The following is a 26,410-nucleotide window of genomic DNA, read 5'->3' on the forward strand; positions in this document are numbered from 1 at the left end:
ACAAGATAACGATTGCGGTCCTATTTTTTTATTGTTGTGCCATATAGACTGGATTTTTATCCCCCAAAAAGATTTGTTCTAACTAACTATCCCAACATTTATATAACTACATTAAATAAATTTACCTTTTACAACTATCCCTTATTAAAATTGTCCTCACGAAAAATTAATAATATTTACATTTATTTTATGAAAGCGTATACTTACGATGTGTGAAAAAATTCAGGAGGTAAAATTTTATGGGAATAAAAGTCAATAAGAAGTTAATTTTCTTCTTAGGGGCACTCGGTGGTTTACTCTACGGTTATGACATGGGTGTCATTTCCGGAGCATTATTATTCATCAAAGATGATATGCAAATCAGTAGTTCAGTAGAAGGAACCATCGTTGCTGCCATGTTAATCGGTGCCATTTTCGGTTCTGCCGCAAGTGGTCCGTTCTCCGATAAATGGGGACGTCGTCGCGTTGTATTCGTGATTGCAATTGTTTATATCTTAGGTGCGCTTATTTTAGCCTTTGCACCATCCGTAGCTGTTTTAATCATCGGCCGACTCGTGATCGGTCTCGCTGTAGGGGGTTCTACAGCTATTGTGCCAGTTTATCTGTCAGAAATGGCGCCTACCGAACAACGTGGCTCACTTAGTTCATTAAACCAATTGATGATTACAATCGGTATTCTTGCTTCATACTTAGTTAACTATGCATTTGCACCTATTGAAGGTTGGAGATGGATGTTAGGACTAGCTGTTGTACCATCATTCATCTTACTGATTGGGGTTGCCTTCATGCCAGAAAGTCCCCGCTGGTTGCTTGAAAATAAAAGCGAAAAAGCTGCGCGTGATGTAATGCAATACACATTCCCAGCTGATGAAATCAACCAAGAGATCAACGAAATGCGTGAAATTAACAAAGTATCTGAAAGCACATGGAATGTCATTACATCTCCTTGGCTGCTACCAACGATCATCATCGGTTGTGTATTCGGTTTATTCCAACAAATCATTGGTATCAATGCCATCATTTATTACGCACCATCTATCCTAGAACAAGCAGGACTTGCTAAATCTTCATCAATTCTAGGTACAGTAGGTATCGGTACAGTAAATGTGCTCGTAACGATCTTTGCGATTATGATCATTGATAAATTTGACCGTAAACGTCTACTTATCGTAGGTAACATCGGAATGATTGGTTCACTGTTAATCATGGCTATCTTAATCGCACTCTTAGGTGTCGGTTCAGCTGCATGGATTATCATCCTATGCTTAACCATCTTTATCTTATTCTTCGGATTCACTTGGGGCCCTGTCTTCTGGGTTATGCTACCAGAGCTCTTCCCAATGCGTGCACGTGGTGCTGCAACAGGTTTAGCTGCACTCGTTGTCTCTATCGGTAGTTTACTCGTAGCTAAATTCTTCCCAATGTTATCTGAAGCATTACCTATTCATTATGTATTCTTAATCTTCGCTGTGATTGGTATCTTCGCGATGTTATTCGTCATCAAATTCTTACCAGAAACACGCGGACGTAGTTTAGAACAAATCGAAGCTGAGTTACGTTCTAAAACGAATGCACATGACGCAAACATTAATAAATAATTGCGATAATAACATGGTGATTCAACGTCCATGTTTCCCAAAAGAAAAGCGCCGGTTGAACGTATTCTCGTTCAATCGACGCTTTCTTTTTATCATATTTTAAATCATTCAGACTTAAAAACGTTTGTACATACCACCTGATTCAGGTTCCGTATTTTGAAACCCAAACTGTTGATAGAGCTGATCAGCAGGATAATCTGCTATTAAACTGACATAAGTGCCCGCTTCTGCGACACGTTCGAGATAAGTCATGATTTCTTTCATGATTCTTTTACCATATCCATTACCTTGGTACGTTGGCGTCACCGCGATGTCGACAATTTGAAAAGCTGTGCCGCCGTCCCCAATGACACGCCCCATACCAATTAATCGTTCATTCTCATATAAAGTCACTGTAAAGCAAGCATGTGCTAACCCTTTTTTCGCAGCTGCTAATGACCGCGGACTCATCCCCGCTTCAAGCCGTAAGTTACAATAATCTTCTGGCTTAGGAATACGATAAGTGATCTCAACCATGACATTCCTCCTTTAAACGCATCATAGCGTAAAGTTATAAATAACGTTGCATGGCTTCTTTATTCGAAGCTTTAAAGATATCGTTATGGCTTGAAACATAGCCTTCAGGAGCAGCATTTGGTTCGATATATTGTTTAGCTAGATTCGCTGCATTACCTGCATCACTAAAGGCACTCGCAATCAAGTGTACTTTCGCTTCATGATGAATGATATCGCCACACGCAAAGATTCCATCGACATTCGTCGATGTATTGCCATAACCTCTAATACGGTACTGATCGTACATTTCAATCTCAGTCGTTGCTTCCTCTAATAACTTACTCTCATGATCAAAGCCATGACTAATGATTACGTCATCAACAGAACGTGTCGTCGTTTCACCCGTCTTCACATGTTCTAAGACGACTTCTGCGATATGATGTTCCGTTTCATCACCAATCAATTGTTTAATTTGTGTATTCGGTAATTTGGTTACATCGAGTTCATCTAATTTTTGGCTTAACGCTTCATAGCCTCGTACTTCTGCTTTACGATACACTAACGTCACTGATTTCGCATATCCTGATAAATCATGCGCCCAATCTAACGCTGAATTACCAGATCCAGAAATCAACACATCTCTATCTTTGAATTTTTTCAACGACTGTACGACATAGTGTAAGTTCGTTAAGTGATAGCGATCCGCATCCTTCACTTCTAATTGTTTCGGATTAATGATGCCGCCGCCAATCGCAATGATAACTGCTTTAGATTCATAAGTATGTCCTGATTCCGTCTTCACTTCAAAATGTTGTTCAGCTACCTTATTAATATCGATGACACGTTCTTTTAAATGCACTTCTGGATTAAAATGAAGCCCTTGATCAATGATGTCTGAAATCACTTCATAACAAGGTTTGGGTGCCACACCACCGATATCCCAAATAATCTTTTCAGGATAGACGTGCATTTTACCCCCTAGTTTGTCTTGAACATCGAGTAATTGAACATCCATGCCTCGTAATCCAGCATAAAAGCTCGCAAATAATCCTGCAGGTCCTCCACCAATAATCGTTATGTCTTTCATTAGACTGCCTCCCACGTATTGTGTCGTTAACCCAATTATGCATTAAGTGAGAAGGATTATCAATAATACCCTAGTGTTTGAATATGATTTTGTCTTTATAATATGAAAAAAGTCGACGCAAACATCTACACACATGTTTACCTCGACAATTTTTTATTATCTTTTATTTACGCTTTGGGTTCTTTGATGACTGCTTTTCTCAATAAGAAAAAGAGCAAAATAAAGCCAACTGTGATCGTCATATGGCCGATGCCTGCAAATCCAGCAAATGATTCCGGAACCGTTTTACCCATGACTTGGAAAGTCCCTTTCATAAACATCATGCCAACCGTTATGATTACGCCTAAATTATAAATAATAAAGAACCAGTTGAATAAATAATATTGGCTTAAATGAAATACTTTTTCGAGCGCGATTAAAATGAGGTGCATGAACATACCCAAGATCAATGCATGGGTGTGCACGACGACCAGTTGTGAATCACCTGTGAAATGATATGCTACTGTCAATTCACGGTAATAAAAGCCGCTCAATAATCCAACAATCGTATAAAATAAAAATGCATATAAAATTCGTCGCATACATTGTCCTCCTCGATGTTATTATAGGATATTTTGCACGAAATAAAAATGACAATATCGCAAACAAAATAAACCCCGATAGCTGAACCTTACGAGGCCCACCATCGGGGTTTGTCTATCACATAAACTCAATTCATTCTTATTGATAAGACCATTCTGGGTTTGATTCTGATGAAATCGTACCTTCATCTTCACCAAGTGTAAGCATGGCTTCAGAAATATTACGTGAATGGTAACCAATACGTTCGAGAATACCGATCATATCGATGTAGAGTAATCCACCTTGCATTGAACATTTACCTGAACGTAGACGTTTAATATGTTTCTTACGTAAATCATGTTCTAATTTGTAAGATTCTTGGCTACGTTCAATAATTTCTAGTTTTTCAACTCTATCGTAAACATTGATTGTGTCGATTGTTTTTTCGAAAGAAGTTGTGACGTATTGATATAAGGTATCAATACTTTGTTGTGCTTTAGAAGAAATTTTGATGTTATCGCGTTCTTCTTGTTGCAAGTCTTCACTGTAAGACTGAGTTAAACCAGCGATTTTAGCTAGCGTACGGTTCATATCTAACAGTACTGAAAGTCGTTCCACGTCGTCTCTCGATAAGTTTTTCTCAGAAATCTTATTGAGATACTCTCTTGCGTTGTCGCTTAAGTTTTCAACTGCTGTTTGTTTTTGATCAATTTCTTTTGCTACTTTTTGATCTGTTGAATTAACTTGTTTCAACATATCTAAAGTCATGCGACCAATGTTTTGGATATCTTCTTGCACTTCTTGTAATGCAAGACTTGGCGCACGATTGATCAAGTTTTTATCCACTGGTTTAGGTCTGTATTTTTCACTGATGTCTTCACCAGGAATAATTTTCGTAACAATCCAAGCAATGACGAAAATAAATGGTAATTGAATGATTGTATTCGTTACGTTGAATGTACCGTGTGCGAAAGCGATAACCATTTTAGGTTGTAAGTTAATTGCTTCTTGAAGTCTTTCCATTAAGAATTCAAAGACTGGTAAACCAATCAAGAAAATCGTTGCACCGATAACGTTAAATGTAACGTGCGCTAATGCAACACGTATTGCTGCAAGCGTACCAGCTAAACTTGCTAATACAGCAGTGATTGTTGTACCGATGTTATCACCTAGTAAGATTGGTAACGCACCATGTAATGATACGAGATCATTTTCAAAGAATCCTTGTAAAATACCAATTGTGGCACTAGAACTTTGTACAATTAATGTTAATAATGTACCAGCAATGACACCATAGATAGGGTTGCTAGACATATTTAACATGAATTGGTTAAATCCTTTAAGATCTGCTAATGGTTCAACAGCGCTACTCATTAATTCGAGACCAAAGAATAGTGCACCAAAACCAAAGAGAATCATACCGATATTTTTAACCATGCGTTTTTGTACAAAGAAGATTAAAAATGCACCAATAGCTAAGATTGGTAATGCATAATCTCCGACGTTAATCCCAATGATAAATGCTGTTACTGTTGTACCGATGTTTGCCCCCATTACAACACCGATTGCTTGACGCATTGTCATAAAGCCTGCAGTTACAAGACCTATCGTAATAACCGTTGTCCCAGAACTACTTTGAATCAAGATGGTTACAAGCATACCAGTAAGTACACCCATAATCGGGTTACTTGTAAATGTGTTTAAGATTCTTCTAAGTCTGTCACCTGCTGCCTCTTGTAAACCATCGCCCATTTGCTTAATCCCATAAAGGAAAATACCTAAACCACCTATAAAGGTAAAGATAATTTCCATAACCGAAGCATCCATATCTGCACCTCACAAAATAAAATTCTGACCAACAACAATTCTAACTAAAGTTTGTTAAGCTAATGTAAATTTAAGATTAAAATTCAGGGTCTGTAAGACTTTTTAAATCGAGGTGCATGATGGATATCCTTGATATAACTAGGCCGTATATCTTAGATGTTTACTTAATTTTACTCATAAGCTACTCTGTATAGACAGGATAGATACAATCTCCCTTCGAAAGATAACTTATGATGGAACTTGATAACTTTTATCGCTATGTTTTCTAATGAGTGATGCAGTCACAATCGCGATTACACCAAAGATCATAAAGCCGATAAACATCCACATTGTACTATCTAACTGAATGCTGTGATTCATATAGATGAGTTCTCTTAAGCTATTCGCATAATGTGTGAACGGATTCCAACCGACAATATATTTTTGATAAAAATCTGGTAACATTTCTTTCGGATACGTAACCAGTTGCATACTAAAGAACATAGCAAGAATGAATATCGGTAATGCAGGTAGTCCAATCCATGTCATTGTGCCTAAGATTAAGCCGATAAAGCCTATCATTGCAATGGCGATAAATAATGCAATTTTATTCGGTTCATCAAAGTGGAACCCAAGTACGCCACCCATGAAATGAACGTAACTAAACGCTCCGACAAATGAAGTCACTACAGCGATTGCCATTTGTATACCTGCTGCAGTTAAACGTTGTGGACGCGTGATATTATTACTTGATCTAAATGCATATAAGAGTAACACAGAGACAACAATAGAACCAATCCAAACTGGCATGAACATTAAGAACGGTGCATTACCACCTGCTTGATGATCTTTGACTTCATGAATTTTTTCGTTGTCTGCTTTCACTGGTGTATTGATGCCATTAATGTCACTCGCATCGACTTTCACATCTTGTTTTTCTAACGTTTCGATGCTTTGTTTCGTAATTTGGTCATTAATACGATCACTCATGCCACTGAGTACATTGTTTGAAACTTGGGCAGCTTGCATAGATGCCCCACTATTCACAATTGTTTTCAATTTTGCTTGTTTTACATCGATGTCACTATCAGCTCCTGATCGAGCCATTTTCTGTTGCATCTGTTTCGCTTGAGCTGGAGGGATCTCTCCAGATTTCACTTTTTCTTTCATTTCCTCTTTTTTCGCATCTATGATGACTTTTTGAGTTTGACTCATGGCGTCTTTGGAGAAGCTTTTATCAAAAATCGCTACACCAAAATATTTTCCATCTTCAATACCTTTTCGAGCCGCTGATTCTGAATCCACTTGTTTCCAAGCGACCGTATCATAATCACTATCTAATAAATTATCAGAGATCTTTTTCCCTATATTTAAATGATTGTCCTGAATATCAGTACCTTGATCGTTATTCACGATTGCAATGGGGATTTCTTTAGGTTTAGGGTTAAAAGCTGGATAAAAAGCTAATGCAAAAAGCGCTAATATGATGAGGACTGCTATAGGTGCAATCCAGAGTAATTTATTTTTTAAAATATTCATGCTTACATCTCCTTTTCTGTTTTTGGACATTGTGTTTATTAATCAGTGCATCGTCTATTATAATAGCGTTAAGAAATAAATCTCAATGACTAATTTTTAGCATTTTGTCCGTTAATCAACGGATTAAATATATTTGTTCAGAAAAGGAGAAAAATGATGGCTGAAGATCGTAGAATACGCAAAACCAAAAATGCAATTAAAGATGCATTTGTTTCATTATTAAAAGAAAAAGATCTCGATAATATCACAGTTCAAGACATCGCAGAAACTGCAGATATTAATCGTGGCACTTTCTATCTGCACTATGACGATAAATATATCTTACTCGAACGCATAGAAGATGAGTATATTCAATCCCTATCTGAGAGAATGGATTACGGTTATTTTGAAAAGCTTTCTAAAGATACAGACATTGAAACCTTCGCCAAAGATTTTACAGAACACATTCTAAGAAGCGTGTTGCTTCATATTCAAGATAATCTCGCATTTTACAGTGTCATTATGGACTTAGACCGTAAAACGCAAATCGAGGAGAAAGTCAGTCAATTACTCTATGATAATATGTCAAGACACGTTGCCTTTAATCAGCATATTTCGAATATACCGGTGGATTACTTTCACAGTTATGTTTCCGGCGCGATGATTTCATTTATTAAGCATTGGGTGAATGATCCTAATAGAGAAGATATTAACGTCATTACTACCTATCTCTTTAAAATTATATTCCATGGCCCATTACGTCTCGTTACCAATGAACATTTAAATAGCACAATGAAATAGTTATTGTCATCATTGAGGGTTTCAGGTAAGATAAGAAAGATTTCTGAGAAAGGTAGCGATGAGGATGATAACTGCTTACAAACACGAAGATTCACTAGAGATTAAAGAAACGGGACTTGATCAAGACGTCGCTTGGCTCAATATTGTGGATCCTGAACGAGAAGAAATTGAAACATTAATGGGTTTATATGATATACCAGAAGATTTTCTACGAGACCCGTTAGACTCTGAAGAAAGCGCCCGTATCGAGTTTGATGATGACACAGGTTATTCCCTTATCATTATCGACTTACCAATCGTCAATCAAACCAATCAAAAGGTATTATCTTTTATAACGATTCCATTGGGTATCATCATCGGTAATAAAAAAATTATGACCGTATGTAGTGAAGAAAATGACTTTCTAGAATTTTACGCCCGCCAAAATATTAACTTGAACTATCGCAGTCAGTTCGCGTTAACGATTTTACTGACGATTGCCAATCACTTTAACCGCAACTTGCGTTTATTAAATAAAACACGTTTACGTATCGAACGTTCATTAAAAAATAATATCACTAACAAACAGCTCTATAACTTAATGGAAGTTGAAAAAAGCTTAGTGTACTTCTTGGCAGCATTGAAAGGGAACGATAATGTGATTAAAAAATTGTTCCGCTTACCTTCTATTAAACGCTTTGATGAAGATGAAGAACTCATTGAAGATCTCATTATCGAGAATAACCAAGCGATAGAAACGACAGAACTGTATACCAACATTTTAGAAAGTATCACCTCTTCATATGCTTCATTATTATCCAATGAGATGAATAATACGATGAAAACATTGACGTTATTTACCGTGCTGCTTACCTTACCGACACTTGTCTTTAGTTTCTTTGGTATGAACGTCCCATTACCAATTGATGACCACAGTTATATTTCCTGGGTAATCATTATCGCTATTTCCGTTACATTGATTTCAGCAGTCGGATTAGTATTATGGCGTAAGAAGAAATTTTAACCTTATTTATTAAAATAAAGAGGCTAGAACAAAATGTTCTTTCTCAAGAAAACAGTGGTTATTTGTTATAAATTTTAACAACAACCACTGTTTTTCATTTTCTAATAATAAAGTAGTTCGATAAGCTACTATTTTTCTTATATTTGAGACCATTGATACAAATCCAAGCCCTCGTTTTACTTATTGGTTCCCTACACAACCTTTTGATAAAGCTAAACTCTTTTTTAATTTTTGAATATAATCGTTCAAATCATTGTCAAAAAGTTCAAAATGATTTAACTCAATCGAACATCCTTTTTCATACCAATATTTAGCCTCATAATTATTAACTAACATTTTATTACTTATCCCTTTTGTTTACTCAATAACTGGTTTCCCTACTACCATGATAGGATTATCATATAAACTTAAAAATTCTTCTATAGAAGTCTGGTGAAAAGATTTAATTTCAGGAGGAAAATCTTCAATAGATCCATGTGAAAAACAATATTTTTTATCAAATTATTTTTTAAAGACTTTGTAAGATAAACCCCTTATAAGATAATTTATGTACATCGCGTCCTTTATTGAATTACGAAATTAAATCACGTATTATAAATCGGTTACATTCAGAATATAAAAAAATATTGCATTTTTCTGTTAACTATTGTACTATGTCTCTTAATAGAAGAATGGATGAAATTTATGGCTGAATATAAAATCTCAAAAATGGTTGAGGTAAAAAAGTAGCTGCTATGGAAGATCATTAAGCAAGTTTTACAGGGGGTAGGTTTGTACCTATGCCTTCATTTTTATAAATAATTTTAATCAATGGAGAACTATTTTGTTAAATTATACAGATTGTTTATGTTATGACAAATTGTTAAAAAACATGTTTGAACATCAAAAATCAGAGGCCAAATACATTCGGGAGTTGTATAAAAACTTATGAGAAACTTTTATGTTATTTCTATTTTTAGGGGATGTATCATTGGACTTTACTCTCCGATTTGGATTTTGTTTCTTTATAATTCTGGCTATAATTTATTATTTCTTGGTTTGATTGGTACTATTTTTGAGGTTATGAAATTTATTTTTGAAATACCTTCTGGAGCGATAGCTGATAAATTAGGAGTAAAATTTAATTTACTAATATCTTTCGTCTGTTTATTTTTATCTTGGATGATATTTCCCTTTTCCTCAAATATAGTACTTTTAACTATACTTTTACTCACATGGACCCTTTCGGAAACAATGTTTTCTGGAACTTTTGAGGCTTGGCTTAGTTATCAAGTCGGTGAAGCACATTTTTCAAAGCAATTATTCAATAATACAAAGTTATTTATTTTATTTATTGTTATCATTTCCCCTTTATCTGGTATCTTATACAAGATAAATCCGGAATTTCCTTTTATTTTAGCAGGGGTTATATCTATAATTCTTATTTTGTATTTAATTATATGTGTTAGTGATAATAAGTTACCTGTGAAACAAGTAAAACATCATTCTATTTTTACAATAATAAAAGAGTCTATACTAATGATGGTTCATAATAAAAGAGTATTAAATATAATAATAGCAAGTTTTTTCTTTGCTTTTGTATTAGACACCTTAGATAGGTATTGGCAACCCTATTTACAGACTATTAGAGTTGATGAAATTTACTTTGGTTTAATAACAACAATAGGTGGAAGTATTTTACTCGTAACTTTATTTATATTTTCAACTTTTGATAAAAATATAAATCAATCTCCAGAAACATTTAGTAGTATAATTACTTTCATAACTATCATTTTGATTATTATATTACTATTCGGGAAAAAATTATTGTCAATAATAAGTATTTCACTAATTACGATAATAGATGATCTTATGAATACACTAATCAATAGTATTATTAACCGAGAAATGGCAAACAAGACCAATAGTATGTCTACAATTTTCTCAATAAATGGTGCTTCTGGAGCGATGGGAGAAATATTATCCGGGATCATCTTTGGATTTATCATAAGTAAAGTGGGTTATAGCTATACTTTTTTACTCTGCGCATTAATACTTATCATTCCATTATTTTTTTATATCAAAAATTCGCTTACAAAAAGGATCATAAAATTTAAGCCGTAAATTTCAATTTTAAGTTAGTCACTCATAATTACTAAAGTATTAATTTAGTTGTTATAGTTGTTCTAGATATTTGGAGCTAGATCCAAATATCTAGAATAAAGCTTAAACTTTACTCTCATTCAAATTATATTTCATATCTAAGCGATTGAGACTCCTGAGGAATAGAGCCGAAGTCGAAAATCCACTATTTCAAAGTGTAGAACGATGAAATAATTAGTTGGCAGTACTGGTCTGCCATGAAACTACGCTTACTTAAGCTTGTTTCAAAACTCGTCCCCTTTGCAGGGTGGTACTACGAAATCTCTTTAAAGATTTCTGTACTTCACTCACACAAGGCGTCTATATTTAAAATATCAGTTTCGTATACATAGACAGCATTACTAAAGCAGACTTCTCAGCAAATACCGTCACAGTTCGACAAGACTTGAAAAGCAATTTTGCTCAAATTCTAAACGCTTTCTTCATGACTTTTTCTAGAACGCGAAAACGAAAAAGTAATCTACTGAACGCCACTTAACATAGTGACATTAACCCACCATAAAAGTTGAAGAGACAAACAAAAACACGCGATTCGATAAGCAACAGCTTATTAAATCACGTGTTTTTCTGATCTACTAAATTGTTTATGCTTCATTTTTATAAGTAGAACGATATGACAAGGCGTAAGTTACGATAAAGGCGATCACAAATGCGATAACCATTCCGATACCATAATGTAACCAACCACCATTTGTAGCACTGATTGAAATAAATCCTGGAATACCTGCTGTTCCTAGGGCGATCGCTTTAACTTTAAAGAATGAAATGTAAGCAGCACCTATACCTGAACCTACGATTGCTCCGATAAATGGATAGCGTAGTTTCAAGTTAACCCCGAACATGGCTGGTTCAGTGATACCAAGGAGTGCTGAGATACCTGCAGCTGAAGCAACCCCTTTGAGTTTTTTATTTTCTTTCACTATAAAGAATGCAGCGAGTGCAGCTGCCCCTTGTGCTACGTTAGACATCGTCGCAATTGGGAAGATAAATGAACCGCCTGTAGAACTACTATCGGCAATTAACTGTGTTTCTATCGCAATGAAACTGTGATGCATACCTGTAATCACGATTGGCGCATAGAGCAAGCCAAAGATTAAACCACCGATGGCACCACCGATATCATATAACCAAGTTAGACCATCTGAAATCCAATAACCGATTGTTCTTGTGATTGGTCCAACAAATAAGAACGTTAAGAATGCTGTGACAAAAATAGACAACAACGGTGTTAAGAGATTATCTAAAACTGTCGGCGTGATTTTACGTAAACCACGTTCTATTTTAGCTAAGATGTATGCAGCAACGAGCATCGGTAAGACTTGACCTTGATAACCCACTTGATTGATCTTCAAGCCAAATAAATCCCAATGCGGTATAGCTTTACCTGCTTCGAGTGCTTTTGGATATTCATATGCGTTCATCAAATCGGGATGCACGAGAATCATACCGAGTGCCGCACCTAAGAATGCATTACCACCAAAGCGCTTGGTGGCACTAAAACCGATGAGTATCGGTAAGAGTGTAAATGGTGCGTTCGCAAAGATATTAATCATACCAGCTAAGCCAGCAAATTGATCATGGACTTCGATTAAAGATTGTTTATCGTAAAATAAACCCGGTGCCGTTAAGATATTGTTCAATCCCATTAATAAACCGCCAGCTACAATCGCTGGGATGATAGGAACGAAGATATCAGAAAGTAATTTCACAAAGCGTTGTATCGGGTTCATGTGTTGTTTGCGTTGTGGTTCTTCTTCGGATTCGTGTGACGTATCTGCTTTACCTGCTACCTTTTCAAGCTCATTATAAACTTTGTTTACTGTCCCTGAGCCAATGATGATTTGGTATTGGCCACCTGTAGAAAATGTGCCCTTTACGACTTCCATCTCGGATAGTGCCGCTTCATCCACCTGACTTTCATCATTTAACACGAGTCGGAGTCGTGTTGCACAATGCGTCATAGAGTGGATATTATCCTTACCACCAATCGCTTGCAGTATCTCTTCAGCTGACTTTTTATAGTTCATCGGGTTGCCCCCTCAATACCATAGAACCGGTTCCAAAATACTTTAACATAATTGTAACCGGTTCCACTCAAGAACGCAATAGTGAATTCGTGCACGTTAAACAATGTTCACGTTATTGATATCAGCTCGTCCCAAATTATTTTCTAATATTTGTTATTTAAAATGTAAGTGTTTAGGTTGCGCTACATGACCGCTTTTTGATTAATTTGCATCGCGCATGGCTCACGTATCTTTAATTATAGGAGTATACATTTCTTGGTTGTTTATAGCCTAACCACTAAGTCCATAAAAGGGTATGATGGTTGTTAAAACAGTTGCTTTTTTGGAAGAATGGCATTGATTGGCGTGGATTTCACAATGTTTTAAAAGACAACCTCATTTTAAATGTATGTGTATCTTAGCTATGCGTGTAGCTGCACATCATTTTATGCCCATGCGTAGCGACTTTCTATATACGTATACCATATCTCTGATGAGTTTGACGGACTTTAAGACATTGGAGATGAGCAGTGATCCTCAATCATTTTAATCAGCTCAGGGGAATATGCGCAAAATTAATATACTAAGCAGCATTGTAACACTATATAAAAGCGCTAACTTATATTCATCTTCAACACGATCTTTTAGATTTTAACGTTACTCACTCGTTTAAAAATCTACTTCACTCAAACGACTTATATAACCTAAACACTTACGTTGAGTATCATCAAAATCTACCTTTATTATTACCAAATTTCATTTTTTGAACAGTACTCAATTTTTACGATATGTCTCCAAAAATTATAAATTATATCTACTTAATAGTGTGCAATATTAAATTGCTGATGGTTTCCCTTTTTTCATAATTTTAATTTTAATATTTTAGGCATTATAATTCATCAAAATTTGTTGTATAATACTATCTAATCTTAACAATATATTTACAATGCAATTGAGGATTTACCGTAACAATGAAATTAATAGATAATATACAAATTCATGATCATTTACAAACGAATACAAAACGATGTATCGGACAAATCAAACTTTTATTCAGTTTAGAACTTTCACTAGACATTACAATCAACGGCAAGCATCAAACGCTCTCTAACGAGATGGTGATCATTAATCACAGCGATCTATATCAAATCCATCAAGGGGCACATGTCATCGAGCTCAATATTACGTTAGCGACATTGTATGAGACCCACCCCGATGTCTTTGAAGGATACTTTGATGCTTCACTTATACATTCCGTCGATTATTTACAAGACACAATATTAACGTTTATTCAAACTACACAAGCCACCAGTCAAAGTAATGATACGTTATTCAAAGATATTGTCCTGTTATTGTTTGAAGAAGCGTTTATTAGCCAAAATACGTATTACGTGGCCACCCATCAATCTGAGAGTGATGTCTTAACACGTATCACAGATTATATTTCGGCACACCAACATCAAAAGATTACTTCAACGAAAGTCGCACAACATTTTTATATCTCTTCGTCTTATATCTCTATATTATTCAAGAATCATATTGGTATGAATTTCAAACAATATCTTTCAAGCTTGAAAATTGCTGCATCGATCCCTCTACTCATTCAACAACAGCTAACTGTCCATGCGGTGGCTGAGTGCTCAGGTTTTTCAAGTAATACAAGTTATTTAAAACACTTTAAATCATATGTTGGCTTAACCCCCACTGCTTATCGAGCACAGTATGAGGGGCGTCTTAAATATCATCTCGAGTTACGCAATAAAGATATCACACCTTATCTGGAGTTAATTCAGTCTAAATCATACAGTAACCCAATCCATTACCAACACATCAATATAGAATTAGCTACACAATCATTAGTTGAACGCATACCTACTACTAAGACATTTATCACATTAAATAATTTCATTTCACTCTATCAACAAAACATCAATGCGTTAGAAACCATCGAAACGTCGATGTTACCCAACCCTTACCTGTTAATCCATCATACAGAAGGATTAACCCAAGATAGTATTCATTTTGTCATGATTAATGATGCGATTGATCAATTATTCAATAAGCAATTTGGTCTGACTGTCACTATCCATTCCGTCGAAGATTTCGAACTGATTGAACGCTTAATCGCTCAATTTTTAAAATATAAACCGAGTTACTTAACTCATAAGACAAAAGTTAAATTTATGTTACTCTTCGATACGGAACACATGACACAAAAAGACATTCACCTATCTTATACTAAGCTGAAACAAAAATATCCTGCGATTGAGTTTGCTGTAACATTAAATGGCATCTTATCTCAAACGACAAATATGACAGAAGCACGCTTGATGTTAAACCGCTTGAAGATGGACTACTATTTTATCGACAGCCCATTCTTACATCAACTTTCTATAGAATCAACATCATCTCAAACTGCTTTTGATAAAATAAGCACATTGATTTCATCTTTGAAGTTACCACCTGAACGTATCGCCTACATAAATATGACGCACCAAGACTTAAATGATCCTACACCTGGTCAAAAGAATGCGTTACCCACAATGATGCGACCATTTTTACAATTTATTATGTCAGACATTAATCTTGGCTATGCACTCTATTCACATCATACGGAAGACGTTGCATTGGTCAATCACTATGGTTTATATCATCCGTTGAGACATGTCTATAGTTTATTGCGTCCTTTTTATGATAAGCCGATTGCAGTGCACAAACAGTATATGATTGCCTACGAGGATGATATGTATCATTTATTACTATTTAACGACAATGAAAAGCATTTAAAACCGAATCAATTACATCGTTTTAAAATTTATCCAGCGAGTGACCACAGTTTAATGCTGTTCATACAAACACTGAATGCATCATATGGTACAATCGAACACACCTTATCCGATCATTTAAACCTTCATGCGATTGAAAAGGAAATATTAACGTATTTAAAACAAGCCAATCGACCGAAAGCGGAAGTGACTGTCGTGCCACAAAATCAACTTTCGTTTGATATCGTCTTGGAACAAGCTGCGCTCAAATATGTGCGCATCAGTGCGATTGAATCGTAGTTTGAGTTTATATTTTCAGCGTCAATAAGTTGTCACAAATATGTAATTGTTGGAATCATTAGACAGATTTTCGTTGCTTTCTGAAGAAAAATCATTTATAAACGAGATAGTATACAAAAAGGAGCTATCTAAAATGAAAAAAGGTAAAGGACTAGCAGCAGTACTCATCGGAGTCATGCTCATTGTATCGATTGTACTCGTCATTATGATGATTACAGGTGGAAGACAAGAAACCTATTATGGATATATGAAAAACAGTACAACCGCTGATAAAGTGATCAGCGAAGAAAGTCACGAAATCGAAGAAAATGTGAAATTACCGACAGAAGATGATTTCTCACCGAAACAAGGTGATTTCGTAAAATTAGTGAAAACAGAAAACGATTCTGAGTTTAAGAAAATGGAAGTCGTTAAACACGACGACGTGCCTCACGGTCTTATGATGAAAATTCATGACATGCATGGTCATGATGCTCATTAAACGGTAAAAATAGTATATAAAGAAAAAGCCTCTCTCCTTCCTATTACATCACATAGGTTTAAGGGAGAGGCTATTTTTTTAATCATCTTTTGGTTTATAGTCTGGATCGAATTTATTATGTTTGGCTTTTTTGATATTTTTATTCGTTTCATCATCAAAGCCTTGGACAACAATACCTTCGTACGTTGCTACAGGTTGTACAACGTAAGTTTTATCTGGATCATCTTTAAACTTGATCTCTTTATAAAATAGACCTTTTTTAGCACTATATTTTTGCTCTTCAGCTTCAACTTGATCTGATAAATGTTGTTCTTCTAGATATTTATCTACAAGTTCTAAATTTTTATGCCCTTGATACGTACGCATTCCAAAGAAAAAGAGCACTGCTATAATTAATGATACAAACAGGATACCTAATACTTTTAAAAATGTTTTCAATTCTATTTCTCCTTTTACCGCTCTACGTACTTTAAGTTAATCACATGCATTCTATTATGACGGATGAAACCCAATTATTAAAGTGTAATTCATTGTTTGTAACAAAATAGTCGCTAGATTAAGACGCAAGTTGATATCTTACATCTCATGTTTAACTTCTACTCATGCGTTAATGTAATAAATAAGACGTTATTCAAGCTAAATTTTGACGATTAAAGACTATAAATAGAGATGATTTGATTTGACCTTTGACGAATTTTACCATTTCAAACGCCGTCATAGCAAGGTTTTATAAGTTTTATCTCAAAAAGTCAAAAATAATCAAATTTTGATATTGACTTTCTTTGACCTTCGATATATAATGTAATTGTAACGTTAAAGGAGAGGTGATCAGCAATGACTGAAAATACTTTAAATCGCAATCTTCCATTTGATTTATTAGATGAATTATTTACAACTGATCGTCAGTTTAAAGCTGATGTATACGAAACAGATCAAGCATACCAAGTAGAAGCTGAACTTCCAGGTATCGACAAAGATCAAGTAACCATCGATTTTGATGAAAATGTATTAACTATTAGTAATGAACCTAAAGAAATCTCTAATGAAACAGCTGAACAATATATATTAAAAGAACGTAAAAACGTCGCACGAAAAAGACAATTTATTTTCAAAAACGTAGATCAAGCAAATATTGGTGCAACATTTAACAACGGTATATTAACTGTCACACTTCCTAAAAAACAAATTAAAACACAAATCAATATAGACTAATCATAAAATGTAACTCAATATACTAATCTATTATTATTAAAGGAGAGATATATCATGGGCTTTGAAATGAGACCTTTTAACAATTCATTTTTCGATATTAATCCTAACGACTTTTTTAAAGATTTTGGACGTCAACTTGCTGGACAATTTCCAGGTAACCAATCTATCAAAACAGATATTACAGAATTAGATGATAAATATGTTGTAGAAGCTGAATTACCAGGTATGTCTAAAGAAAATATCAGCTTAAACTTTGAAGATAATGTTTTAACTATCGAAGGTAAACAAGAAGTAGATAATAAAGAAGAAGATGAAAACGGCCGTGTCATCCACAGAGAACGTAGTTTTAGCAACGTGAGCCGTCAATTCTCATTCGATGATGTAGATCAAGATAACATTTCTGCTTCTTACGAAAACGGAATGTTGAACATTACACTTCCTAAAATCGAAGCAGACAAACGTACAAATCACAACATTCAAATCGACTAATTAAAGCAAAATCATAATTTATTCATTTTATCCCTTAAGAAAGCCGACAAAGTTCGAAACTTTGTCGGCTATTTTTGTATTTTATAAAGGTTAAATGAAAAACACCCTCGTTTTTCCTAAAAAGATAAGCAATGATAACCTAACGTTCTTCGAGCACTTTTTCATCGAAACGATCTGGGATCAATACTTTACGCATTAATACCCCTACATCATCATCGCTTTCATGTTCTTTATAAACCTCATAACCACGGTGTAGATAAATATCTAACAACCATGGATGTTTACGCGCAGAGGTACCTAACGTCACTGCGGGTGCTTTCAATGTATCTCTTAAAAATGTCTCTTCTACATAAGTGAGGAGTCGGCTTCCCATACCTTGACCTCCATAAGAAGGTTTTGTCGCAAACCACCATACAAACGGATAAATGGAAACCCGATCTTCACTTTCCCACGGATAACGTACAGTAATCGTAGATATAATTTCTTGCCCATTTTCTAATACAAATGCAGTTCCCGTTTCAATATTATCTTCTACCATCTCTACTGTCGCATTGACAGATGGCCATTGAATGCCCATTTCTCTCAATGGTGTAAAGGCCTCGTACATTAACTGTTGTATTTCTACTGAGTCATCTTGATTCGCAACTCGAATATGGATATCAGACATCATTTCACGCCCCCTAAGATTCTCTTTATCAAAGCCAGTCAGAGTCAATTACACTCATAACCTTATTGTGTACATCCGCTTCAGTCAATCGATTTGATTCTACTTTAAGACTTTCTTTTTTTAGGGGGTGGTGTGCCAAGTACCTCTTTATTAAAACGATCTGGAATCAGCACTTTATACATAAATGCGTTGATATCACCATCATCACGCTCACGTTCATGATAGACGACATAGCCGCGATGTTGATAAATTTTAAGCAACCATGGATGTGTTTTGGCTGAGGTACCTAACGTCACTGCAGGTACTTTGAGTGTATCTCTTAGATAAGTTTCTTCAACATACGTCAGTAATTCACTTCCATAGCCTTGGCCGCCGTATTCAGGATCTGTCGCAAACCACCATAGAAATGGATACATCGAATTACGACGTTGTCCAATCCAAGGATAGCGTACTGTAATGGTAGAAATGATTTTCTCTTCTTGTTCTAATACGAAAACCGTTCCTTTTTCCATATTACGTCTCACCATATCTAAATCCGCGTTCACTGAGGACCAATCAATCCCCATTTCCCTCAACGGAGTAAATGCTTCGTGCATCAATGCATGTAGTGCTTCCGCATCTTTGGACTCGGCTACTCGAATGCGAAATGACATTACCCGTGACCTCCTTTTATTTATTTTCGGTTATATATTGATCACGTTTACCATTTAAATACGCATAAACTAAACCTACAAAAATACCGCCACCGATGTAATTACCAATAAATGAAAACACGAGGTTTTTAAAAATATGTAATAAATCGGCATCACCAGCATTATAGAATAACATGCCTGCAAATAAACCAGTATTGAAAACTATGTGGTCGTAACCCATGAATACAAATATCGTTACACCACTCATTAAGAAGAAGGCTTTAGTTAAACCATCTTTAAATTGTAGTGACATCAATATACCAATATTAATATAAAAATTACAGAAAATACCTTTTACAAGAATATGATACCATGTTGAGTCGACTGTTTTCGCGGTTACCACTTTCGTAATCGCATCAACCACATTTGAATTAATGATCGGTGTGAATGTCATTAAACCAAATACGATAATTGCTCCGACGAGATTAAACACGAGACAGTACACAACAATCTTCAAAATTTGTCCCAAACTGATTGCTTTATAATAATATCCCATGGTCAAAAAGCTGAAATTACTCGTCAGCAATTCTGCATTCGTTAATACGATTAATACCAGTGCCAAGCTAAATGAAATCGCACCAATCAAGTTTACGACCCCTTCATTAAGTCCTGTTAACTGAGCCTTTACAACTAACATGAAAACAGTCATGATCCCGATAAAGAAACCTGACATGATGGCTTTTAACACTGCCCTTCCAGGCGTGTGTTTATACATCACATCTTTCATTTGGACTTGGGAGAGGATTTGTGAGACGACCCCTTTCGTCATGTATGTATCTTCTACCTGCTTGTGATTCGTGACTTGCATATACTCATCCCCTTTAACTTTTATCATTGGCATACCACAAGTAACTAGGAAAGATTTTACGTTGATGTAGGCTGTTTAATTCCTAGTTAAATGATAGGTATACTATAGTTAAAGATAGTATATTATATCTCTGTCACTGTGGCAATATGGTTTCGATATTTATTCATACTTTTTTACTCAGAATTCTAAGGGCGCGCTTTCTACATGCGAAAGAAACGCCCATTACCTTTGTTATTTTGGTAAAAAGATCTACTTAGGCTGTCAGTTTACTTATGTGCAAGTAACTGTTCAAGATGATCAAATGTGCTTTCCATGCCTGTTTCCACACCCATTTCAAGTAGTTTTTTAGCAGCTGTTTCTGTCGGTAATACCGCAGTTGAAGTTAACTCTGTATGATTTGATAAGTCCTTTAATTCGATTATATTATGCATGCCAATCATATTTTTATCTACATTGCCCTTTTCATCTGCAAAATAATCATAATAGTCAATGAATTGATGTGGAATGACTTTGTTATATTTCATGACGGTATAACTCGTGCCTTGAGGTGCTTTAATAGCGAAAAATGCTCTGCCTCCTGGTTTAACATCAAATTGATAAACTTCTGTCGTAGCCCCTTCTGGATGGAACCACTGTTCAAATTGTGTACGGTCAGTATATGCTTTGTAGACTGCTTGTACAGGTGCTTCAAACGTTCTAGTAAAAACGATTTTATTTTGTTGTTGTTCGATTGCCATACTTCTACGCTCCCATTCTTGAAAAAATCTATATCGTTGATTATTTTCACATGAATAGAGATGGAACACCAATATTTAAAGTTAAAATTGGAGTCAATGATCAAAATAATTTATTTTAAACAAAAAAGAACAGGTGACATTCACCTGTTCCGTTTATTTGTTACGATTAAATTGAATCGTGCGCTTATTCGTCTTCTAATGCCGCTTCAACGCTCACTTGGAATTTAACCTCTTTACCAAGCATGACGCCACCTGTTTCAAGTGCTTGGTTAAATGTAATACCATATTTTTCACGGTCGATTGTACCGTTTACAGTATAACCAGCAGTTTGTGCACCGTTCATAGGATTTTTGCTGACACCTTCAAATTGGCCATCAAATGTTTCTTCATGTGTTTCACCTTTAATAGTAAGTTGGCCAGTTACCGCATTTTCTTCTACTTTTTCAATTTCAAATGTAATTTCTGGATATTGTTCTGCTGAAAAGAAATCATCAGTTAATAGATGTTCGTCACGATTTTGATCACGTGTATCAATAGAGTTCACTTTAATAGTGAATGTACCTTTAAGCGTTGATAAGTCATTAATGTCTCCTTCGAATTGAGCATCAAAGTCTTCAAATCTACCTTTTACATTAGAAATCATTAAGTGTTTAATAGAAAAGTCTACAGATGAGTGTGCTGGATCGAAATTAAATTGAGTCATATTCAAGACCTCCTCGAATTATTTGATATATTTAGTATACCAAGTTAAATGATTATATCAAATTTTATGCTTTAGCTGCTTCCTTTACCTTTAAAATGCGAGTGACAGAAACTTTAAAATAGATTTATTTCAATCGATATATTCCTATCTATCTTTCACTTTATGACATACCCGGTTAAACGTACTCTAGACAAATATATGATATTGCTTACGCGTTTTAGACTGGGAGTAAAGGAGGCTACAAAATATTAAGAAGACTTATTTAAAAAACAAAAAGCGAGGTGACTTTCAAGTTCATTTCATAACCTGAGAAGTCATCCTCGCTTAATGTTGCGCTTTGAACTACATTTTCAGTAGCTCGCTAATTATTTATTATCGCCGCTTAAAGCTTTTTCAAGTGCTTCGATATCTTTGTTCATTAATTTTTGGAATGAAAGATCATCATCATTTTCTTGTTCTTTTGTTAATGATTCCATGTTGTAGAATTTCAATGGTTCAGCATCAGTTTCGTCACGGATGACGTCTGTTACTTTGTTTTCTACGTTATCTTCGAACAAGATATATTTAGCGTCTTCATCTTTAATTTGTTTAACAATATCTGTTAATTCTTTTTGTGATGGATCTTCAGCATTCATATTTTGAATACCTTCTTGTTCAAAACCGTAACGGTCTGCTAAATAACCGATAGATTCATGTGAGATGTACACTTTGCTGTCTTCTTTACCGTCAGTTACATCCTTAAGTTTTTTATCGATGTCTTTAAGATCTTTATCTAGTTTTTTGTAGTTTTCTTCGTAGTAGTCTTTGTTGTCAGGGTCTTTTTCTACTAATTCATCTTTGATGTTTTTAGCGAATTGTTGGTCTAATTTAGGATCTAACCAAACGTGTGGGTCATATAAACCGTGGTGGTGATGATGTTCTTCTTCACCATCTTCGTGTTCGTGATCATGTTCTTCATCTGCATCTTCGTGATGATCATGATCGTGTTCTTCGTCTGCATCTTCATGATGGTCGTGATCATGTTCTTCGTCCGCATCTTCATGGTGATCATGGCCGTGTTCGTCGTCACCATGTTCATGGTCGTGATGATGTTCATCTTTTAATAAATCTTTTTTATCAAGTCCAGCTTGTAATGATAATTTTTTATCATCATTATCGATTGTATCTGCTACTTTTTTAGCAACTGGATCTAAATCGTCACCAGTGTAGATAAATAAGTCTGCTTTACTAGCGTTTACAATATCTTTTTGTGATGGATCATAAGTATGTAAATCTGTCCCTGCTGGATAAATAGATTTCACATCTACGTGTTTACCACCGATTTGTTCTGTAAATGATTTTAAAGGATAAACAGTTGTATTCACTGTTAATTTGTTATTGCTATCGCTACCGCTGTCGCTTTTAGTGCCTTCGTCTGAATCGCCATTACCACATGCAGTAAATAAGAAAAGCATTGCGAGCGTAAGCGCAATCACTGAAAATATTTTTTTCATTTCATTCGACCTCCATCCGTAATTATTACGATTTAAAATTATACAGATGTTCTCCCGAAATTACAATACCTTTTTATTATTTTTAAAAATTCTTTACAACGCAATAAAATAAGAAAAGATCGAAACACATTGGATTTTATGAGACGTCATCTTTAACTGACTATGCTCTACAAGTCGAGCACATCATTCATCTCTAATCCAAATTGTGATTTCGATCTTTAACCATTAAACTATTTCTTTAATGCTTCGTCTAACTTTTCCTGGTATGATTTATAGTGATACGGATCATCGACCGTTTCTCCTTCGATTATCACTGTAGGCGCTTTTTTAATACCTTGATCTTCAGCACGCTGTTGATCTTGTTTGGCAGCTTTCCAAGCTTTGCTATTCTTCTCTTTATAATTATCTTTAATACGTGCTTTGGAAGCTGAAGATATTTCGAGTTCATCGATTTGTGCGTCTACTAATTTTTCTGTAATCCATGGCTTTTCGTTGTCTGGTTGTTGTTCAAACATCAAGTGCTGAAACGTTAAATAGTGTTCAGGTGCTTCTTGTTTCACTGCATGACCTGCACGACTACCAATGATAGAATCCTTGCCTAAAAAAGCCATGTTCACAAACTCGTAATCGACTTTGTCTTGATCGATATAGTCTTTTTTTAACTGAGGCAGCACTTGGTCTTCTACTTTTTTACAATAAGGGCATTTAAAATCACCGTATTCAACGATTTTAGGTTTCCCGTTTGACCCCTTTTCTGCTTGCTGTGTTGAGTCTGATGTTTCATCACATGCTGCGAGTAATACCGTCATACTAATCATCATTAAAAGGGCTATTAACTTTTTCATAAAATCTCCTTGTCTCAATGTGTTTTTCATTCAATTAACATTGATTCGACATAAGCGTATCTTTCAACTAATCATTGCCATCTTTCATATTTTCTTCTTGATAATCTGGTTCATGTTCTTGCACATAACCACGTGTGTTGAAATCTTTTACGTATTCAGGTTTATCATCTTTAAAATGATATGTGTAATAGTGGATTTCTTCATCATCTTTAAAAGGTTTGTATGCAATAATAACGTATTTCCCTTCTTCAAATACGTAGATGTTCGCATCTTTTTTATCAAATGATTGATCCACATCACCTTGATGTTCTTTCGCATATTGTTTTTGATAACTTTCTTGTTTATCTATGGCTTTATCAATTTGATCTGCGTATTTACTGCTACTGCAACCCACCATCACGATAGATACAGCAATGAGGGTGAACAATAATTTCTTCACACGAATCTCTCCTAAACTAATCAATCATACTTATTATAAATTATATCACTAATCATACTTGATGCGTCAAAATGTTTTAAGGTTTGTCTCTTACCCTTCTATCCGTAAACTTTAAATGTTTTATCGGCTTTTTTCTTATTATATAGCATAAACACACATGCAAAACCAACTATAGCAATGATAACTGTAAACCAAAATGCAGCATGATAACCATTAATGAGTGCATCTTGTTTAATCTGAGCTGTCATTGCTTGTTTACTCATACCTTCGTAATCACTCATTGTCGGTGAGAATGTCCGAGTCGCATGACTCATAATCGTAATTAAAATCGCTGTACCAATAGAAGCAGAAATTTGTTGTGCAGTATTAACCATTGAAGAACCGTGTGCATTCATTTCAGGCGTTAATTGGTTCATCGTATGCGTCATTAATGGCATTAGACCAAGTGCTAAACCAATCATACGGATCGCATATACCGTCGTAAGCACTGTAGTAGATGTGTCTTTACCCATAAAGATAAAGTAAGACGTCGTTACAACTACGACGAACATACCGATAATCGCTAAGATTTTAGCGCCATAACGATCAAATAAGAATCCTGAGATGACAGACATAAAGCCCATGACGATCGCTCCAGGTAATAAAATCAAACCAGAGTTCAATGCAGATTCACCCATGATCGTTTGTACAAACATAGGAAGAATCGTCTCTGATCCGATGAGTGAGATCATTACGAGCGACATCACAATTAAACCGATGCTGAATTGACCATTTTTAAACACACTAAAATCTAAAAGGGGTGAAGTTAAACGTGTTTGTCTGATGACAAATAACGTGATTAAAATCACACCACCGATGATCGTTATTAAAACAATCGGTTCATTCCAACCATCTCTTGTAATCGAACTTGTACCATAAAGTAAACTACCAAATCCGAGTACAGATAACACGACAGAAATTAAATCAATCGGTTCTTTTTTATTCACCCCTACATTTTTCACGAAGAAAAAGGATGCTAAGAATGTCAGTGCTGCGATCGGTGCTACGACATGGAATAATGCACGCCAATTAATGTACTCGACTAAGTAACCAGATAACGTCGGTCCAATCGCAGGTGCAAGACTGATGACTAATCCAAACATACCCATATATTTACCACGTTCATCTGGGTCGAAAATATCTAATATTGTAGTCATCATGAGCGGCATCATAATTCCTGAACCCATCGCTTGTACGATACGGGCTAGTAATAACACCGTAAAATTAGGACTAAATCCACCGATTAATGTCCCAATGAAGAAAATAGATATAGCAAACAGGAATAATTGTCGAGTTGAAAAGCGTTGAATAACCATCGCTGATAGAGGAATAATCACGCCATTCGTTAATAGAAAGGCTGTCGTCAACCACTGTACTTGGGTAAAATCAATATTAAAATCTTTCATAATGCTAGGTAGAGCTGTAGTTAAGAGGGTTTCATTTAACAATCCAAAGAAGTCACCTAGAAGCATTGTTACGATCATGATTAATTTCGTCTTCAATGTCATAATTACTTATCCTTTCCTCTTAAGTTTTATCGATTAAACTATCTCAGTGCAACATAGCATTATACGCGTTCGAAACGGTCAAACGACTAACTGAGCAATGATACATTATACATTTACCTTAAACAACTTACATCTAATCAACTCAATTCGATAAAAAAAGTTTAATAAATCGTAGTCATTCCTATTTACAAATCATCACTTTTAGTGCATAATAC

At 35.1% G+C, this 26,410-nt stretch carries 23 protein-coding genes and 1 pseudogene; 8 read left to right on the top strand and 16 right to left on the bottom strand.

The genetic code is table 11. From position 1 onward, the window contains the following. Nucleotides 1-239 precede the first annotated feature (239 nt). Nucleotides 240-1,598, top strand: a complete 1,359-nt coding sequence (gene glcP / locus ACSBRB_RS07140) for a glucose transporter GlcP (protein ID WP_435032219.1) — start codon at nucleotides 240-242, stop codon at nucleotides 1,596-1,598. 114 nt (nucleotides 1,599-1,712) lie between these two features. Here the strand turns inward: glcP and ACSBRB_RS07145 are convergent, their stop codons facing one another. The 5 genes from ACSBRB_RS07145 to ACSBRB_RS07165 form a co-directional block, all read right to left on the bottom strand. After that, the gene (locus ACSBRB_RS07145; RefSeq protein WP_435032220.1) at nucleotides 1,713-2,114 is read right to left on the bottom strand and encodes a GNAT family N-acetyltransferase; all 402 of its coding nucleotides are present in this window, start codon (nucleotides 2,112-2,114) and stop codon (nucleotides 1,713-1,715) included. Between the two features lie 34 nt (nucleotides 2,115-2,148). Then, on the bottom strand, nucleotides 2,149-3,180 hold the full coding sequence (locus ACSBRB_RS07150; protein WP_435032221.1) for an NAD(P)/FAD-dependent oxidoreductase: 1,032 nt from the start codon (nucleotides 3,178-3,180) through the stop codon (nucleotides 2,149-2,151). Nucleotides 3,181-3,347: 167 nt separating this feature from the next. Next, nucleotides 3,348-3,761, bottom strand: a complete 414-nt coding sequence (locus ACSBRB_RS07155; RefSeq protein ID WP_435032222.1) for a DUF2871 domain-containing protein — start codon at nucleotides 3,759-3,761, stop codon at nucleotides 3,348-3,350. Between the two features lie 139 nt (nucleotides 3,762-3,900). Continuing rightward, nucleotides 3,901-5,568, bottom strand: coding sequence for a Na/Pi cotransporter family protein (locus ACSBRB_RS07160; RefSeq protein ID WP_435032223.1), 1,668 nt, complete (start codon nucleotides 5,566-5,568; stop codon nucleotides 3,901-3,903). A 228-nt stretch (nucleotides 5,569-5,796) separates the two neighbouring features. Then, nucleotides 5,797-7,086, bottom strand: coding sequence for a YhgE/Pip domain-containing protein (locus ACSBRB_RS07165; protein ID WP_435032224.1), 1,290 nt, complete (start codon nucleotides 7,084-7,086; stop codon nucleotides 5,797-5,799). A 156-nt stretch (nucleotides 7,087-7,242) separates the two neighbouring features. Here ACSBRB_RS07165 and ACSBRB_RS07170 point away from each other — a divergent pair, with 156 nt between their 5' ends. The 3 genes from ACSBRB_RS07170 to ACSBRB_RS07180 all read left to right on the top strand — a co-directional run bounded on the left by ACSBRB_RS07170 (nucleotide 7,243) and on the right by ACSBRB_RS07180 (nucleotide 10,972). Continuing rightward, entirely contained in the window at nucleotides 7,243-7,866 is a 624-nt protein-coding gene (locus ACSBRB_RS07170) for a TetR/AcrR family transcriptional regulator (protein WP_435032225.1), read from the top strand. A gap of 64 nt (nucleotides 7,867-7,930) precedes the next feature. After that, entirely contained in the window at nucleotides 7,931-8,869 is a 939-nt protein-coding gene (locus ACSBRB_RS07175) for a magnesium transporter CorA family protein (protein ID WP_435032226.1), read from the top strand. 927 nt (nucleotides 8,870-9,796) lie between these two features. Then, nucleotides 9,797-10,972, top strand: a complete 1,176-nt coding sequence (locus ACSBRB_RS07180; protein WP_435032227.1) for an MFS transporter — start codon at nucleotides 9,797-9,799, stop codon at nucleotides 10,970-10,972. A 623-nt stretch (nucleotides 10,973-11,595) separates the two neighbouring features. On the opposite strand, the gene ACSBRB_RS07185 is transcribed toward ACSBRB_RS07180, so the two are convergent. Then, complete coding sequence (locus ACSBRB_RS07185) at nucleotides 11,596-13,038, bottom strand: sucrose-specific PTS transporter subunit IIBC (RefSeq protein WP_435032228.1); 1,443 nt, start codon at nucleotides 13,036-13,038, stop codon at nucleotides 11,596-11,598. Between the two features lie 950 nt (nucleotides 13,039-13,988). Between ACSBRB_RS07185 and rsp the strand changes: the two genes are divergently transcribed. Next, nucleotides 13,989-16,082 (top strand): AraC family transcriptional regulator Rsp, encoded by a 2,094-nt coding sequence (rsp, locus tag ACSBRB_RS07190; RefSeq protein WP_435032229.1) that lies wholly within the window; start codon nucleotides 13,989-13,991, stop codon nucleotides 16,080-16,082. Nucleotides 16,083-16,215: 133 nt separating this feature from the next. Continuing rightward, the gene (locus tag ACSBRB_RS07195; RefSeq protein WP_435032230.1) at nucleotides 16,216-16,563 is read left to right on the top strand and encodes a DUF4889 domain-containing protein; all 348 of its coding nucleotides are present in this window, start codon (nucleotides 16,216-16,218) and stop codon (nucleotides 16,561-16,563) included. A 78-nt stretch (nucleotides 16,564-16,641) separates the two neighbouring features. On the opposite strand, the gene ACSBRB_RS07200 is transcribed toward ACSBRB_RS07195, so the two are convergent. Further along, nucleotides 16,642-17,001, bottom strand: coding sequence for a DUF3139 domain-containing protein (locus tag ACSBRB_RS07200; protein WP_435032231.1), 360 nt, complete (start codon nucleotides 16,999-17,001; stop codon nucleotides 16,642-16,644). Between the two features lie 396 nt (nucleotides 17,002-17,397). Between ACSBRB_RS07200 and ACSBRB_RS07205 the strand changes: the two genes are divergently transcribed. Then, nucleotides 17,398-17,775: an Hsp20 family protein gene (locus ACSBRB_RS07205; protein ID WP_435032232.1), complete on the top strand. Its 378-nt coding sequence runs from the start codon at nucleotides 17,398-17,400 to the stop codon at nucleotides 17,773-17,775. Nucleotides 17,776-17,829: 54 nt separating this feature from the next. After that, nucleotides 17,830-18,264: an Hsp20/alpha crystallin family protein gene (locus ACSBRB_RS07210; RefSeq protein ID WP_059107463.1), complete on the top strand. Its 435-nt coding sequence runs from the start codon at nucleotides 17,830-17,832 to the stop codon at nucleotides 18,262-18,264. Between the two features lie 139 nt (nucleotides 18,265-18,403). On the opposite strand, the gene ACSBRB_RS07215 is transcribed toward ACSBRB_RS07210, so the two are convergent. The 9 genes and pseudogenes from ACSBRB_RS07215 to ACSBRB_RS07255 form a co-directional block, all read right to left on the bottom strand. Beyond that, a complete protein-coding gene (locus tag ACSBRB_RS07215; RefSeq protein WP_435032233.1) occupies nucleotides 18,404-18,931 on the bottom strand; it encodes a GNAT family N-acetyltransferase in 528 nt (175 codons plus the stop codon). A gap of 104 nt (nucleotides 18,932-19,035) precedes the next feature. After that, on the bottom strand, nucleotides 19,036-19,584 hold the full coding sequence (locus ACSBRB_RS07220; protein WP_435032235.1) for a GNAT family N-acetyltransferase: 549 nt from the start codon (nucleotides 19,582-19,584) through the stop codon (nucleotides 19,036-19,038). Nucleotides 19,585-19,600: 16 nt separating this feature from the next. Next, a complete protein-coding gene (locus tag ACSBRB_RS07225; RefSeq protein WP_435032236.1) occupies nucleotides 19,601-20,431 on the bottom strand; it encodes a formate/nitrite transporter family protein in 831 nt (276 codons plus the stop codon). 266 nt (nucleotides 20,432-20,697) lie between these two features. After that, nucleotides 20,698-21,168, bottom strand: coding sequence for an SRPBCC family protein (locus tag ACSBRB_RS07230; RefSeq protein WP_435032237.1), 471 nt, complete (start codon nucleotides 21,166-21,168; stop codon nucleotides 20,698-20,700). Between the two features lie 184 nt (nucleotides 21,169-21,352). After that, entirely contained in the window at nucleotides 21,353-21,871 is a 519-nt protein-coding gene (locus ACSBRB_RS07235; RefSeq protein ID WP_435032238.1) for a YceI family protein, read from the bottom strand. Between the two features lie 368 nt (nucleotides 21,872-22,239). Then, nucleotides 22,240-23,364 (bottom strand): annotated as a pseudogene (locus ACSBRB_RS07240) (metal ABC transporter solute-binding protein, Zn/Mn family); the annotation flags it as partial. A 230-nt stretch (nucleotides 23,365-23,594) separates the two neighbouring features. After that, the gene (locus ACSBRB_RS07245; protein WP_435032239.1) at nucleotides 23,595-24,209 is read right to left on the bottom strand and encodes a DsbA family protein; all 615 of its coding nucleotides are present in this window, start codon (nucleotides 24,207-24,209) and stop codon (nucleotides 23,595-23,597) included. Nucleotides 24,210-24,276: 67 nt separating this feature from the next. Beyond that, nucleotides 24,277-24,648 (bottom strand): cystatin-like fold lipoprotein, encoded by a 372-nt coding sequence (locus tag ACSBRB_RS07250; protein WP_435032240.1) that lies wholly within the window; start codon nucleotides 24,646-24,648, stop codon nucleotides 24,277-24,279. Nucleotides 24,649-24,746: 98 nt separating this feature from the next. Continuing rightward, on the bottom strand, nucleotides 24,747-26,195 hold the full coding sequence (locus ACSBRB_RS07255) for an MDR family MFS transporter (RefSeq protein ID WP_435032241.1): 1,449 nt from the start codon (nucleotides 26,193-26,195) through the stop codon (nucleotides 24,747-24,749). Nucleotides 26,196-26,410 lie beyond the last annotated feature (215 nt).

Source organism: Staphylococcus auricularis (assembly GCF_051172115.1).
In the GTDB taxonomy this organism is placed as follows: Bacteria; Bacillota; Bacilli; order Staphylococcales; family Staphylococcaceae; genus Staphylococcus; species Staphylococcus auricularis_A.

Excerpts from the sequence above, each read along its gene's own strand:
- ACSBRB_RS07155 (WP_435032222.1), bottom strand. The coding sequence starts at position 3,761 with ATGCGACGAATTTTATATGCATTTTTATTTTATACGATTGTTGGATTA.
- ACSBRB_RS07150 (WP_435032221.1), bottom strand. The coding sequence starts at position 3,180 with ATGAAAGACATAACGATTATTGGTGGAGGACCTGCAGGATTATTTGCG.
- ACSBRB_RS07170 (WP_435032225.1), top strand. The coding sequence starts at position 7,243 with ATGGCTGAAGATCGTAGAATACGCAAAACCAAAAATGCAATTAAAGAT.
- ACSBRB_RS07255 (WP_435032241.1), bottom strand. The coding sequence starts at position 26,195 with ATGACATTGAAGACGAAATTAATCATGATCGTAACAATGCTTCTAGGT.
- ACSBRB_RS07215 (WP_435032233.1), bottom strand. The coding sequence starts at position 18,931 with ATGTCTGATATCCATATTCGAGTTGCGAATCAAGATGACTCAGTAGAA.
- ACSBRB_RS07220 (WP_435032235.1), bottom strand. The coding sequence starts at position 19,584 with ATGTCATTTCGCATTCGAGTAGCCGAGTCCAAAGATGCGGAAGCACTA.
- ACSBRB_RS07145 (WP_435032220.1), bottom strand. The coding sequence starts at position 2,114 with ATGGTTGAGATCACTTATCGTATTCCTAAGCCAGAAGATTATTGTAAC.
- ACSBRB_RS07210 (WP_059107463.1), top strand. The coding sequence starts at position 17,830 with ATGGGCTTTGAAATGAGACCTTTTAACAATTCATTTTTCGATATTAAT.
- ACSBRB_RS07245 (WP_435032239.1), bottom strand. The coding sequence starts at position 24,209 with ATGAAAAAGTTAATAGCCCTTTTAATGATGATTAGTATGACGGTATTA.
- ACSBRB_RS07235 (WP_435032238.1), bottom strand. The coding sequence starts at position 21,871 with ATGACTCAATTTAATTTCGATCCAGCACACTCATCTGTAGACTTTTCT.
- ACSBRB_RS07165 (WP_435032224.1), bottom strand. The coding sequence starts at position 7,086 with ATGAATATTTTAAAAAATAAATTACTCTGGATTGCACCTATAGCAGTC.
- ACSBRB_RS07180 (WP_435032227.1), top strand. The coding sequence starts at position 9,797 with ATGAGAAACTTTTATGTTATTTCTATTTTTAGGGGATGTATCATTGGA.
- ACSBRB_RS07185 (WP_435032228.1), bottom strand. The coding sequence starts at position 13,038 with ATGAACTATAAAAAGTCAGCTGAAGAGATACTGCAAGCGATTGGTGGT.
- ACSBRB_RS07230 (WP_435032237.1), bottom strand. The coding sequence starts at position 21,168 with ATGGCAATCGAACAACAACAAAATAAAATCGTTTTTACTAGAACGTTT.
- ACSBRB_RS07205 (WP_435032232.1), top strand. The coding sequence starts at position 17,398 with ATGACTGAAAATACTTTAAATCGCAATCTTCCATTTGATTTATTAGAT.
- glcP (WP_435032219.1), top strand. The coding sequence starts at position 240 with ATGGGAATAAAAGTCAATAAGAAGTTAATTTTCTTCTTAGGGGCACTC.
- rsp (WP_435032229.1), top strand. The coding sequence starts at position 13,989 with ATGAAATTAATAGATAATATACAAATTCATGATCATTTACAAACGAAT.
- ACSBRB_RS07160 (WP_435032223.1), bottom strand. The coding sequence starts at position 5,568 with ATGGATGCTTCGGTTATGGAAATTATCTTTACCTTTATAGGTGGTTTA.
- ACSBRB_RS07175 (WP_435032226.1), top strand. The coding sequence starts at position 7,931 with ATGATAACTGCTTACAAACACGAAGATTCACTAGAGATTAAAGAAACG.
- ACSBRB_RS07195 (WP_435032230.1), top strand. The coding sequence starts at position 16,216 with ATGAAAAAAGGTAAAGGACTAGCAGCAGTACTCATCGGAGTCATGCTC.
- ACSBRB_RS07225 (WP_435032236.1), bottom strand. The coding sequence starts at position 20,431 with ATGCAAGTCACGAATCACAAGCAGGTAGAAGATACATACATGACGAAA.